10 protein-coding genes and 1 tRNA gene are annotated in these 13,236 nt (G+C 62.0%); 5 read left to right on the top strand and 6 right to left on the bottom strand.

The features are described from left to right. Nucleotides 1–8 precede the first annotated feature (8 nt). The gene (locus tag ACF8EA_RS19995) at nt 9–1,739 is read right to left on the bottom strand and encodes a dipeptidase (protein ID WP_392523050.1); all 1,731 of its coding nucleotides are present in this window, start codon (nt 1,737–1,739) and stop codon (nt 9–11) included. A gap of 162 nt (nt 1,740–1,901) precedes the next feature. Then, nucleotides 1,902–1,978: transfer RNA gene (locus tag ACF8EA_RS19990), tRNA-Arg, on the bottom strand. 24 nt (nt 1,979–2,002) lie between these two features. On the opposite strand from ACF8EA_RS19990, the gene ACF8EA_RS19985 reads away from it, so the two are divergent. The 4 genes from ACF8EA_RS19985 to ACF8EA_RS19970 all read left to right on the top strand — a co-directional run bounded on the left by ACF8EA_RS19985 (nt 2,003) and on the right by ACF8EA_RS19970 (nt 6,746). Further along, nucleotides 2,003–2,278 (top strand): aryl-sulfate sulfotransferase, encoded by a 276-nt coding sequence (locus tag ACF8EA_RS19985; protein ID WP_392523049.1) that lies wholly within the window; start codon nt 2,003–2,005, stop codon nt 2,276–2,278. Nucleotides 2,279–2,445: 167 nt separating this feature from the next. Beyond that, entirely contained in the window at nt 2,446–3,888 is a 1,443-nt protein-coding gene (gabD, locus tag ACF8EA_RS19980) for an NADP-dependent succinate-semialdehyde dehydrogenase (protein ID WP_176685274.1), read from the top strand. Nucleotides 3,889–4,070: 182 nt separating this feature from the next. After that, on the top strand, nt 4,071–5,348 hold the full coding sequence (gene gabT / locus ACF8EA_RS19975) for a 4-aminobutyrate--2-oxoglutarate transaminase (protein WP_003255866.1): 1,278 nt from the start codon (nt 4,071–4,073) through the stop codon (nt 5,346–5,348). 138 nt (nt 5,349–5,486) lie between these two features. Continuing rightward, on the top strand, nt 5,487–6,746 hold the full coding sequence (locus tag ACF8EA_RS19970; protein ID WP_392523048.1) for an HDOD domain-containing protein: 1,260 nt from the start codon (nt 5,487–5,489) through the stop codon (nt 6,744–6,746). A gap of 102 nt (nt 6,747–6,848) precedes the next feature. Here the strand turns inward: ACF8EA_RS19970 and ACF8EA_RS19965 are convergent, their stop codons facing one another. Further along, complete coding sequence (locus ACF8EA_RS19965) at nt 6,849–7,877, bottom strand: GGDEF domain-containing protein (RefSeq protein ID WP_392523047.1); 1,029 nt, start codon at nt 7,875–7,877, stop codon at nt 6,849–6,851. 99 nt (nt 7,878–7,976) lie between these two features. Continuing rightward, on the bottom strand, nt 7,977–9,161 hold the full coding sequence (gene desA, locus ACF8EA_RS19960) for a delta-9 fatty acid desaturase DesA (protein ID WP_010951599.1): 1,185 nt from the start codon (nt 9,159–9,161) through the stop codon (nt 7,977–7,979). A gap of 146 nt (nt 9,162–9,307) precedes the next feature. On the opposite strand from desA, the gene dibA reads away from it, so the two are divergent. After that, nucleotides 9,308–11,203 (top strand): phosphodiesterase DibA, encoded by a 1,896-nt coding sequence (dibA, locus tag ACF8EA_RS19955; RefSeq protein ID WP_021782576.1) that lies wholly within the window; start codon nt 9,308–9,310, stop codon nt 11,201–11,203. Nucleotides 11,204–11,485: 282 nt separating this feature from the next. Here dibA and ACF8EA_RS19950 read toward each other — a convergent pair whose 3' ends face one another. Then, on the bottom strand, nt 11,486–12,136 hold the full coding sequence (locus tag ACF8EA_RS19950) for a methionine ABC transporter permease (RefSeq protein ID WP_392523046.1): 651 nt from the start codon (nt 12,134–12,136) through the stop codon (nt 11,486–11,488). Beyond that, entirely contained in the window at nt 12,126–13,235 is a 1,110-nt protein-coding gene (locus ACF8EA_RS19945; RefSeq protein WP_392523045.1) for a methionine ABC transporter ATP-binding protein, read from the bottom strand. The genes ACF8EA_RS19950 and ACF8EA_RS19945 overlap by 11 nt, the downstream gene beginning before the upstream one ends. Nucleotide 13,236: the final 1 nt, after the last annotated feature.

The following is a 13,236-nucleotide window of genomic DNA, read 5'->3' as shown; positions in this document are numbered from 1 at the left end:
AATGCCCATCAAAGCTTCGGCATCTGCCCGATCCGCGCCACCATTTCGCTCACTATCTGCAGGTCCAGCATGAACTGTTCCACGGTCTTGAACTCGTTGTCGTTGTGCCCGGTGTACTTCACGTCCGGCATCGCCAGGCCAAATTGCACACCGTTGGGAAGATCGTGCACCGAAGTCGCGCCGGCCGAGGTACCGAACTCATGCTTCATACCCAGGTTCTCGGTGGCCACGGCGAGCAGAGCCTGGACCCATTCGCCTTCAGGGTTACGGTACATCGGCTCGTCCAGGCTGTAATCGAACGCCACCGAGGTGTTGCTTTGCCGGGTCCATTTGCCCAGTTTGTCGGCCAGTTCGTCCTTGATCGTGGCGATCGGCTTCCCCTTGGGAATGCGCAGGTTTACCGCCAGCTTCAAGCCTTTGTCATCCACCCCGACAAAGGTCAGTGAAGTGGTCAGCGGGCCCATGAACGGGTCCTTGAAGGCCACGCCGAGCTTGTTGCCCAAGTAGTCCAGGCCCCAGTTGTCGGCGGCATAGCGGGCAGCGTCGGTAAAGTGGTTGTGCTTGAGCGACACCTGCTGGCCGAGGCCATTGATGAAGTCGAGCATACGCGCCACCGGGTTGATGCCGGATTCCGGCTCCGAAGAGTGTGCGGAAACACCGGTCACGGTGAGCAAGACTTGCTTGCCGTCGGCCTTGGCGTCGATGCTGAAGTCGCTTCCATGCTGCTTCACATATCTGGCGCCGGCTTGCTGCAGGTGCTTGGCCAGCTGTGCCGGGTTGTCAGAAATCAGGGTCGCAACCGAAGTTGTCGGGATCTGGTTGGTCGCCAGGCCACCGGTCAGGTTGACGATCTCGGCACCCTTGCCGCTGGCCGGGCGCTTGTTGAAGCTGGCCATGACCGTGCCGTAGCCCTTCTCGGCAATCACTACCGGGTAGCCGCCGTCGAGGGCCAGGTTGTAGTCGGGCGTAGGGTTGCGCTCGAAGTAGTAGGGAATGGCATCACCGCTGGTTTCTTCGGTGGTGTCGATCAGCAGCTTGAACTGCCGGGCGAGCGGCAGGTTTTCGTCCTTGGCCACTTTCAGTGCGTACATCGCCACCACGATGCCGTTCTTGTCGTCTTCGGTGCCGCGGCCGTACATGCGGTCACCCACCAGGGTGACCTTGAACGGGTCCAGGCGCGTACCATCGGCCAGCTTCCAGTTGTCCGGGTTGACCGGCACTACGTCAGCGTGGGCATGGATGCCGATCACTTCCTTCCCGCTGCCAAGCGAGATCTCGTACACCCGGTTGTCGATGTTGCGGAAGGCCAGGCCGAAGCGGTCGGCCAAGGCCTTGATCCTGTCGGCGATCTTGAGGAATTCAGGGTTTTCGTACTGCGGCGTACCCTCGACATTGAAGGTGGGGATGGCTACCAGTTCACGCAGGGTTTCGGTAGCGGCCTTGCCATACTTGATGCGGGTATACAGGCCGAGCAGGCGGTTGATCTCGTCTTGTTGCCCGGCGGCCAATGGCTTGTTGGCCAGGTAGGCGTCGACGGTTGCCTCGAGGTTGTCGGCCTTGCCCAGGTTGCTGCCTTTGAGCTTGCCGAGGAATTGCTTGAAGTCGCTTGGGTCGCTGCCGTCGAAGGCTTTGACAATAGCTCCGGACTGCTGCTGGGTGAGGTTGGCCTGGGCAGACTGGGTGAACAGGCCGATGCTGGCCAGCAACAGGGTGGTGGCGGTGAGTTTTTTCAACTGCATGGTTGTGCGCATTCCTTCGCCAATCATTGTTATGGGGTACCCGTCCAGAGAACGGGAAGACGCCCACGCTAACATCAATGACCCGTGGCACGGGAGTACCAGAAAGGTGACATGGCGCACAAACGAAAAAGCCCCGGGCTCAGGCCCAGGGCTTTCTTGATATGGCGCACTCGGCGGGATTCGAACCCACGACCCCTGCCTTCGGAGGGCAGTACTCTATCCAGCTGAGCTACGAGTGCAACGCGCACGCATGATACCCATCTGTGTCGTTGACGTCCATCGCCTTGATCTGTAGCTGTTTTTACCGTGTTGGCTGTGCAGATACCTGGGGCCGGATACACGACAGTACCGATCGAACTGTCGGCCGGGGTAATACCGGCCGTAACTGGATCCACGTCAATGCCGTCGATTACTCTGCCGATGACGACAGCATCATCGTTTCAGCCCGACGTCAGGGCGTGTGGAAACTGACCGTGACCAGCAGTGAAACGAATTTTGGCTTCGCCCCGAGTCCGGCCGCAGCATCGTCTACCCTTTAGCGGCCATTCTGCGGGTGATTTCAGATGGGCTGTTCAACCATTCGTTCTTTTTTTCGAACAGCCTATTGTCCAACACCCCAGCAGCCGCTTAGCATTCGTTTGAGATTTCAAACGCTCGATGCCCTGCCTTGGGCGCTTTTCAACAATCAACAATTCGGGAAGCCGACATGCAGCTCAAAGACGCTCAGTTGTTCCGCCAGCAAGCCTATATCAATGGTGAGTGGCTGGATGCGGACAACGGCCAGACCATCAAGGTGACCAACCCGGCCACCGGCGAAGTCATCGGTACCGTGCCGAAGATGGGCACCGCGGAAACCCGCCGCGCCATCGAAGCCGCTGACAAGGCCCTGCCGGCCTGGCGTGCCCTGACTGCGAAAGAGCGTTCGGCCAAGCTGCGTCGCTGGTTCGAACTGATGATCGAGAACCAGGACGACCTGGCTCGCCTGATGACCACCGAGCAGGGCAAGCCGCTGGCCGAAGCCAAGGGCGAAATCGCCTACGCTGCCTCGTTCATCGAGTGGTTCGCCGAAGAAGCCAAGCGCATCTACGGTGACACCATCCCGGGCCACCAGCCAGACAAGCGCCTGATTGTCATCAAGCAGCCAATCGGCGTTACCGCGGCCATTACCCCGTGGAACTTCCCGGCCGCCATGATCACCCGTAAAGCCGGCCCGGCCCTGGCCGCTGGCTGCACCATGGTGCTCAAGCCTGCTTCGCAAACCCCATACTCCGCTCTGGCCCTGGTTGAGCTGGCCCACCGTGCCGGCATCCCGGCAGGCGTGCTGAGCGTGGTTACCGGCAGCGCCGGCGAAGTTGGCGGCGAACTGACCGGCAACTCCCTGGTACGCAAGCTGTCCTTCACCGGCTCGACCGAAATCGGTCGCCAGCTGATGGAAGAATGCGCCAAGGACATCAAGAAGGTTTCCCTGGAGCTGGGTGGCAACGCCCCGTTCATCGTGTTCGACGACGCCGACCTGGACAAGGCGGTCGAGGGCGCGATCATCTCCAAGTACCGCAACAACGGCCAGACTTGCGTTTGCGCCAACCGTATCTACGTGCAGGACGGCGTCTACGACGCGTTCGCCGAGAAGCTGGCCGCTGCAGTTGCCAAGCTGAAGATCGGTAACGGCCTGGAAGACGGCACCACCACTGGCCCGCTGATCGACGGCAAGGCTGTCGCCAAGGTCCAGGAGCACATCGAGGACGCCGTCAGCAAAGGCGCCAAAGTGCTGTCCGGTGGCAAGCTGATCGAAGGCAACTTCTTCGAACCGACCATCCTGGTAGACGTACCGAAGACCGCTGCTGTCGCCAAGGAAGAGACTTTCGGCCCACTGGCGCCGCTGTTCCGCTTCAAAGACGAAGCCGAAGTCATCGCCATGTCCAACGACACCGAGTTCGGCCTGGCCTCGTACTTCTACGCCCGTGACATGAGCCGTGTGTTCCGTGTTGCCGAAGCCCTGGAATACGGCATGGTGGGTATCAACACCGGCCTGATCTCCAACGAAGTGGCGCCGTTCGGTGGTATCAAGGCCTCGGGCCTGGGCCGCGAAGGTTCCAAGTACGGTATCGAGGACTACCTCGAAATCAAATACCTGTGCATCAGCGTCTGATCGCACGGTAAAGGCTTTACCTCTGCCAGCGGGGCGCGAGAGCGACGTCTCGCTGGCCTTTTTTACATTGCAGTACCTGGTGGCCAGGGCGCTCACGACAGTCGATCAACGAATACTGTTCGCGAGCACTCCCAGCCACCCCCGAATAAAAGCGCCATTCCTGTCGGCGCAATGAGGGCATTATGAGCAAAACCAACGAATCCTTGATGCAACGTCGTGTAGCTGCCGTTCCACGTGGCGTCGGCCAGATCCACCCGATCTTCGTCGACACCGCGAAGAACTCGACCGTGATCGACGTTGAAGGCCGCGAACTGATCGACTTCGCCGGCGGCATCGCAGTGCTGAACACCGGCCACCTGCACCCGAAAGTGGTTGCAGCCGTGCAAGAGCAGCTGACCAAGGTCAGCCACACCTGCTTCCAGGTGCTGGCTTACGAACCCTACGTAGAGCTGTGCGAAAAGATCAACAAGCTGGTCCCAGGCGACTTCGACAAGAAGACCCTGCTGGTCACCACCGGCTCCGAGGCCGTTGAAAACGCCGTCAAGATCGCCCGTGCTGCCACTGGCCGCGCTGGCGTCATCGCCTTCACCGGCGGTTATCACGGCCGTACCATGATGACCCTCGGCCTGACTGGCAAGGTCGTGCCGTACTCCGCTGGCATGGGCCTGATGCCAGGCGGTATCTTCCGCGCCCTGTTCCCGAGCGAACTGCACGGTATCAGCGTTGACGACGCCATTGCCTCGGTCGAGCGCATCTTCAAGAACGACGCCGAGCCGCGCGACATCGCCGCGATCATCCTCGAGCCAGTACAAGGCGAAGGCGGTTTCCTGCCAGCGCCGAAAGAGCTGATGAAACGCCTGCGCGCCCTGTGCGACCAGCACGGCATCCTGCTGATCGCCGACGAAGTACAAACTGGCGCTGGCCGTACCGGCACCTTCTTCGCCATGGAACAGATGGGCGTTGCGCCTGATCTGACCACCTTTGCCAAGTCCATCGCTGGCGGCTTCCCGCTGGCCGGTGTGTGCGGCAAGGCCGAGTACATGGATGCCATCGCTCCAGGCGGCCTGGGCGGCACCTACGCCGGCTCGCCGATCGCTTGCGCCGCGGCCCTGGCCGTGATCGAAGTGTTCGAAGAAGAAAAACTGCTGGACCGCAGCAAGGCTGTGGGTGAGCGCCTGACCGCCGGCCTGCGCGAAATCCAGAAGAAGTACCCGATCATCGGCGACGTCCGTGGTCTGGGCTCGATGATCGCCGTCGAAGTCTTCGAGAAAGGCACTCACACCCCGAACGCTGCTGCTGTTGGCCAGGTTGTCGCCAAGGCCCGCGAAAAGGGTCTGATCCTGCTGTCTTGCGGTACCTACGGCAACGTCCTGCGTATCCTTGTTCCGCTGACCGCCGAAGACGCGCTGCTGGACAAAGGCCTGGCCATCATCGAAGAGTGCTTCGCTGAAATCGCCTGATGTGACGTGCTCCAGAAAAAACCCGCCCAGGCGGGTTTTTTTTATGCCCAGAAAAGCCATGTAGCGCTATGGTTGTCGGAGGACTCGCTTTGGAAGCTGCGACGGACTGTGTGTCAGGGTATTCAGGAGTAGTTGGCGATGAGTGCTGCAGCCCCCACCCCACCAAGCGTACTGATTGTCGAAGGCGATCCTTGGGTACGGGATTTACTCAGCGAGATGCTGCTCAGCGTACGTTGTGATGCCCGCCTGCAGGTATGCACTGACGGCTCGCAGGCACTCAGTGCCTTGTCCAACAAGCCTGACCTGATCATCGCCGCCCGTGAGCTGGCCGGTGTCGATGGCCTCGACCTGCTGCGCAAGGTGCGCGCCAAAGGGCCAGGGGTACCGTTCATTCTCATGAGTAACCGCAATGACAGCGCCAGTGTGCGTGAAGCGCTGCCCCTGCACCCCACGGCTTACCTGAGCAAGCCGTTGAATCTGGATAACCTGCGCAAACGCCTGGAAGAGTTGCTGCTGGCCGTTGGCGAGGAGATTGCCTGCCCGGTACCGGCATTGCAGGCGGGTGCCAGCCTGCCTGCCTACCTTGAGCAGCGCCGCGCTAGCGCCGATGGCGGGCCGCTGCTGGCCGATGTGCAGCTGGCGATCAAGCGCGCGCTCAACCCCCAAGGCCTGAACCTCAGGGCGCTCGAAGAGGAGGTGTGTAACGACCCGCAAGTCACGGCGGTACTGATTGCTGCCGCCAATAGTGCGGCATTGCACCGTGAAGCCCCGGTGCAGACGTTGCTGCAGGCCCTGAACAAGCTTGGCAGTACCCAAAGCATGAACCTGATCCTGGGCATGACCCTCAAGCGCAGCGCACGCCTCAGCGACCCACTGTTGGCAGAGCACGCAACCCGTTACTGGGACCTGTCACTGCACACTGCCGAATATGGCCGCACCTTGGCGCGCATGCTCGAACTGGACGAGGGGCGTTGTTATTGCGCGGGCTTGCTGCATTGCCTGGGCGACCTGGCGGTGTTGCGCTGCCTGCAGGAGTGGCGGCTGGCCGGGGGAGACCTGAACGAGCGCAATGTGCAGCAATCGCTGGAGGAGTTTGGTGCGGCGTTCGGCTCGGCGCTGCGTACTCGCTGGCGTCTGCCGCTGGCACTGCGCGAGTTGATCGCTGCGATCTACCAGTTGGGTGGCGGCGTTTACTCGCTGGAGATCCTGGCCATGAACCTGGCTGGGCAGTTGTCGCGGCTGCCGGCTGAGCAGGGGCTGGAGAAGGTGGCCAGCGGCAAGACGGCGCGCCTGCTCAAGCTTGGCCTGCCGGAGCTTAGGCGGTTGCGCAAAGTGGAGAGCCCGGAAGTAAAGCCACAGGAAGAACCGCCGGTGGCTGGGGCCGAGGTTTCCAGCTGAGATTCGGGGGCCGCATTGCGACCCTTCGCGGGCTTGCCCGCTCCCACAGGTGTGGCGCCGGGCCCGCGAATACCGGCCAAAGCCGGTGCCCCTGCCGCCTGATCAGCCGCGGACTATCTGATTCTTGCCCTGCCGCTTGGCCCTGTACATTGCCGCATCTGCCCGCGCATAGAGGCTGTCCAGCGTCACATCCTCATCGGTCAGCCCGGTCAGCCCCTGACTCACAGTCACCCCGTACGTCTGCTGCCCATGGCTAAAGCTCAAGTGCTGAATCTGCCGCTGCAAGCGCTCGGCAATCTGCTCCGCGACCTGAGCGTTGCAGCCCGGAAACACCGCAGCAAATTCTTCGCCGCCAATGCGCCCGAACAGGTCGCCCCGGCGTAGCACGGCCTTGCCGCTGTCGGCGATGTGTTGCAGCACCTGGTCGCCTTCCTGGTGGCCATAGCTGTCGTTGATGCGTTTGAAGTCGTCGATATCCAGCAGCAGGAAAGCCAGCGGTGTACCGTCCTCGCGAGCACTGTCGAAGGCTTGCTGAGCACATTCGAAGAAGTGCCTGCGGTTACTGCTCTGGGTCAGCACGTCGGTGGTGGCCAGGCGCTGCAGTTCGCCTTCAAGCTGCTTCTTCTCGGTGATGTCTTCGGCGATACCGACAATGATTACCCGGTCGCCATCGTGCTGCTGGTTGATGTAGCACTTGTCGCTCAGCCAGCGTATTTGCCCGTCGGCATTGAGGATGCGGTACTCGCGGTCTTCCACCGCACCCTTGAGCAGGACCTGGGCCAGGCTACGTTCGGCGAATTCGAGGTCGTCGGGGTAGATGCTGTCACGCCATTCGTTGTAGTCAGCCAGCACCAGGCTGACCGGGCGGCCGAAGATGCGCTCGTAGGCTGGGCTGACGTACAGCACCTGACGGGTTCCCCAGTCGAAGGCCCAAAGCACTGCATTGACGCTGTCGAGCAACGAGCTGAACAGCTGATCGCGCTCACTCAGGCGGGCAACCTCGCCTTGGGCGTGGAGTAACGCCAGCAAGGTCTGGGCGGCTTCGGGAGGTGGGGTACCCGGAAATATCGTTGGAATGTTCTTGGCCATGTGCACGGAGCAGGTCTCAACGTGAAAGCGTGCGGCCAGCATCCGGCCCGCCACGCAGGCGATATTCCAGATTCGAGTGGAGAGGTGGGGGCTAAGTTCCGAACGGCACGCCCCGCTGAGAGGCGTGCCGATCAACGGCGGTCAGGCGCCGGTCGGGCGTAGCGAGTAAGTCTTGAGTTGTGCTGCGAAGTCGCGCAGTGCCTGGATGCCGCTGGTTTCGGCCTCGTGTACCCAGTCTTTCATGGCAGCCAGCATGTCGTGGCCGTTGGCGCTGGTGCGCGCCCAGATCTGCTGCAGGGCCAGGCGCTTTTCGTAGATGGTTTTCAGTGCCTGGCTGTGCGCGAGCATGGACTCGATGCGCACGTGGTGGCGGTCTTCCAGCAGGCTGGTTTCGCGCGAGAGCAGCCGTTTGGCACGGCGGAAGCGGTGGCGCACCGAGGCATCGACGCGGGCCAGTTCCTGTTTCACCAGCGGGCCGATCACCAGCTTGCGGTACTGGGCCATGATCTGGAAGCGGTTGTTGAGGATGGCCATGGCGGTGTCCATGTCCAGGCTGGCCTTGCCGGCCACCCGATGGGCGATGGGCGCTACGCGCTGCACCTTGGCCAGACGCAGCAGGCAGAACAGGCGGATCCACGCCCAGCCCATGTCGAACTCCCAGCGTTTGACCGAGAGCTTGGCCGAGTTGGGGTAGGTGTGATGGTTATTGTGCAGTTCTTCACCGCCGATGACGATGCCCCATGGCACCAGGTTGGTGGCCGCGTCGCGGCATTCGAAGTTGCGATAGCCCAGGGCATGGCCCAGGCCGTTGACCACACCGGCGGCCCAGAACGGAATCCACATCATCTGCACCGCCCAGATGGTGATGCCTATGGTGCCGAACAGCAGCAGGTCGATCACCGCCATCAGTGCGATACCGCCCAGTTTGTAACGCGAGTACAGGTTGCGCTCGATCCAGTCATCCGGGCAGTTCTTGCCATAGATGCGCAGGGTTTCGGGGTTGCGCGCCTCTTCACGGTACAGCTCGGCACCTTTGCGCAGCACTGTGCCCAGGCCCTTGTACACCGGGCTGTGCGGGTCGTCGGGGGTTTCGCACTTGGCGTGGTGCTTGCGGTGGACGGCGGTCCACTCGCGGGTGTTCTGCGCCGTGGTCAGCCACAGCCAGAAGCGGAAGAAGTGCTTGAGCGCGCCGTTGAGCTCCAGGGCCCGGTGCGCGGAGTAGCGATGCAGGTAGACCGTGACGCTGACAATGGTCACGTGGGTCATCAACAGAGTGATGCCGACCAGTTGCCAGGCCGACAGGTCGAGCAGGCCGTTATACCACATAGGTGCAAATACCCTCGAAATGCAGGGGGAAGGGCTGATTATCCCTTGGCGGGGAAATAAAACCAGTCAACCGTTGAGATAGGAGGTCACGACATGTTTCAGCCTTTATAATGCCCACTCCTTTTTGATGGCCTTTCCCACCCGACATGTCTGTTTCCGTTCGCGACGCCTTGCGCATGGCTGCGCTGTATGTGGTGCTCTCGATCCTCTGGCTTGCGCTGGCGGAGATGATGCTGCACAGCATGACTGACGACCCCTTGGCACTGACCGTGGGGCGGCAGATCAATGTGGTGGTCTGGGTGCTGCTCAGTGCCGTGCTGATCTATGTGTCGCGCGTGCGCCTGCTCAACTTCATCGGCCATGGCGCACGTCTGCGTTGTGAAGACCGTGAACGGCTGCGCATGGCTGCCGCGGTGTTCGACAGTACCCTCGAAGGTGTGCTGGTGACCGACCGCCAGGGCCTTATCGTGCACGTCAATCGTGCCTTCATGCGCATCACCGGCTACCAGCAGGATGAGGTTATCGGCCAGCGCCCGAACAAGTTCAAGTCCGGCCACCATGGCCTGGCCTTCTACCAGGAGGTTTTTGCCACCCTGGCCGAGAAGGGCGAGTGGAGCGGTGAAATCTGGAACCGGCGCAAAAGCGGTGAAATCTACCCGCAGTGGCAGACTATTTGCGCCATTCGCGATGACGAAGGTGAACTCAGTCATTACGTGGCGGTGTTCAGTGATATCAGCGCCATCAAGCATTCGGAACAGGAACTTGCCTACCTGGCCCACCACGACCCGTTGACCGGCCTGCCCAACCGCCTGCTGTTTACCGACCGGGTAGAGCAGGCATTGGCGGCGGCGCAGGCCAACAAGCGCGGTTGCGCCTTGTTGCTGCTGGACCTGGATCATTTCCAGAGCATAAACGACGGCCTGGGCCATACCATTGGCGACCAGTTGTTGAAGCTGGTGGGCGAGCGTCTGGGCGAGGTGTTGGGTAACGGTATGACCCTGGCGCGCCTGGGCGGCGACGAGTTCGGCGTGCTGGCCGAGAACTGCCAACAGGTCGGCCAGGCGGGCAAGCTGGCGCAGTGCATCATCGAGCGCATGCGTGAGCCGTTTCAGTTCGAGGGCAATCGCCTGTTCATCAGCGCCAGCGTCGGAATCAGCCTGTACCCCAGCGATGCCTTGGGTGCCGAGCAGTTACTGCGCAATGCCGACTCGGCGTTGTACAAGGCCAAAAGCAACGGGCGGGCCTGCTATGCCCTGTACACCGAAGAGCTGACCGCCCATGCACAGCATCGGGTCGAGACCGCCGCTGAATTGCGTCGGGCCCTGGAGCAGGATGAACTGAGGGTGTACTTCCAGCCGGTACACGACCTGGCATCAGGCCGACAGGTCGGGGTCGAGACACTGGTGCGCTGGCAGCACCCCAGGCGCGGCCTGGTACCGCCGGGTGAGTTCATCCCGATTGCCGAACGCACCGGCCTGATTGCCGAGATCGATACCTGGGTGCTGCGCCAGGCCTGCCGGCAAATGGTGCAGTGGCAGGCTGAAGGCCGGCAGCTGGCATTTGTGGGGGTAAACATCTCCAGCCGCCTGTTTGGCCAGCACGAACTGTATCAACAGGTAGCCGAAGTGCTGCACGACACCGGCCTGGCTCCGGCCTTGCTGGAGCTGGAAGTGACCGAAAGCGCGGTGATGGAAGACCCTGAGGTGGCGCTTGAGCAACTGCACCGTTTGCGCGAGCTGGGGGTGACCTTGGCCATCGACGACTTTGGCACCGGGTATTCATCACTGCTGCGGCTCAAGCGTTTGCCGGTGCAGAAGTTGAAAATCGACCAAGGGTTTGTAGCTGGGTTGCCAGTGGATGAGGATGACATCGCAATTGTGCGGGTGATCATCGCCTTGGCCCGTAGCATGGGTATGCAGGTGCATGCCGAGGGCATCGAGCAGGCGGAACAGGCCACCTTCCTGTTGCAGGAGGAGTGCCAGCTGGGGCAAGGGTACTGGTTCGGGCGGCCGGTGCCGGCTGAGGATCTGCGCTGGGATTGAGGGTATGTATGGCGCGAGTCGTGCAGCGCCTTTGAGACCGAGCGCCGCCCGCGCGGCGCATCGCGAGCTGCGCTCGCTCCTACGTTTGTTTCGGGCCAATCATTCCTGCGGGATTTGCGCGCGCCCCCCCTTGGCGCATGCCGCGATATCGTGTCGTACAAACAAGGCGGTCGCGCGCGCCTGTCACAGGCATAACTGGCCCGAAACAAGCGTAGGAGCGAGCGCAGCTCGCGATGCGCCGCGCGGGCGGCGCTGGATTTACGCCCCAACAAATTCCCCAAGTCATGCGCATCGCTTGTTCAAACCCTTCGCCAGGCGGTCCCCGCCCAGCTGGATCAACGCCACTAACGCTACCAGCATGGCGATCACGGTCAGCATGATCTGGCTGTCGAAACGCTGGTAGCCATACCGATAGGCGATATCCCCAAGCCCGCCGGCACCAATCGCCCCGGCCATCGCCGACGAGTTGATCAAGGTCACCAAGGTAATGGTGAAGCCCCCGACGATCCCCGGCAGCGCCTCGGGCAACAGTACATGCCAGACGATGTGCCAGCGCCGGCAGCCCATGGCCTGTGCGGCTTCCACCAGGCCATGGTCGACTTCACGCAGGCTCACCTCGGCAATCCGCGCAAAGAACGGTGTGGCGGCGATGGTCAGCGGCACCACTGCCGCCCACACACCATAAGTGGTACCCACCACCAAGCGGGTGAACGGAATCAGCGCAACCATCAGGATCAGAAACGGAATCGAGCGGAACAGGTTGACGAAGGCGCCCAGCACCCGGTTCAGCAGCCGCGCCTCGAAGATCCCACCCTTGTCGCTGGTGACCAGCAGTACCGCCATGGGTACACCCACCAGCAGGGCGATCAGTGACGAAACCCCAACCATCAGCAGCGTATCGAGCAAGCCTTCCAGCAGGCGATCAAACCACATGGCCCAATACCTCCACGTTTTCGGCCCAACGGCGGGCACGTTCCAGCAATTGATGGGTGTCGTACGGCGAGTGTTGCACCGAGAGGATGAGTTGCCCCAAGGCATGTTCGCCGATGGTTTCCACGCCGCCCTGCAGCAGACGCACACGCCCGCCCAGGTCGTTGAACAGGGCAGACAGCTCTGGCTCGCCAAGCACCGTCAGTTTCAGCACTACGGCGCTGTTGCCGCTCGCCGGGCGGGTCTGGAGGCTGGCTTGCAGTGCGGCGGGTAGCTTGGCCTGCAAAGGGGCGAGCAGGGTGCGAGTAACCTCGTGACGAGGTGAACCAAACACCCGCCAGACCTCGCCCTGCTCGACCACTGCGCCGCGTTCCAGCACCACAACCCGGTGGCAGATGTCGCGAATCACTGCCATTTCGTGGGTGATCAGCACGATGGTCAGGCCCAGGCGCTGGTTGATATCGCGCAGCAGCTCCAGGATCGAGGCGGTGGTTTCCGGGTCCAGCGCCGAGGTGGCCTCGTCGCACAGCAGGATCTCGGGGGTGTGCACCAGTGCCCGGGCAATGCCCACGCGCTGTTTCTGCCCGCCGGACAGTTGCGCCGGGTACACGTGATGTTTTTCCTGCAGGCCGACCAGTTCCAGCAACTCGCGCACCTTGTGCTGGCGTTCGGCTTTTGCCACGCCGGCGACTTTCAACGGCAATTCGACGTTCTGCCACACGGTCTTGGCCGACATCAGGTTGAAGTGCTGGAAGATCATGCCGATGCGCCGGCGCAGGGCCACAAGCTGGTCCTCATCGAAAGGCGCGATATCCACCTGGTCGATCAATACGCGGCCCTGGCTGGGTTGCTCCAGGCGATTGATGGTGCGCAGCAGTGATGACTTACCGGCGCCGCTGCGGCCGATGATGCCGAAGATCTCGCCATGGCGGATGTTCAAGTCGATGCCTTGCAAGGCCGGTTGCGCCTGGCCCGGGTAGGTCTTGCCCAGGCCGATGAAGCGCACGTGGGCTTCATTGATCTCGGGGCGCAGGGCCTGTTCCCTGGCCAATGGCGGCAGTGCTTGGGGTGTGGGCGCTCTGAGCGCGCTGGCCTGGCTCATG

The organism is Pseudomonas sp. YQ_5 (genome assembly GCF_043103305.1).
Taxonomy (GTDB): domain Bacteria; phylum Pseudomonadota; class Gammaproteobacteria; order Pseudomonadales; family Pseudomonadaceae; genus Aquipseudomonas; species Aquipseudomonas putida_Y.
Note: the sequence above shows the minus strand (reverse complement) of the source record. Positions and strands in the feature narration are given on the sequence as shown.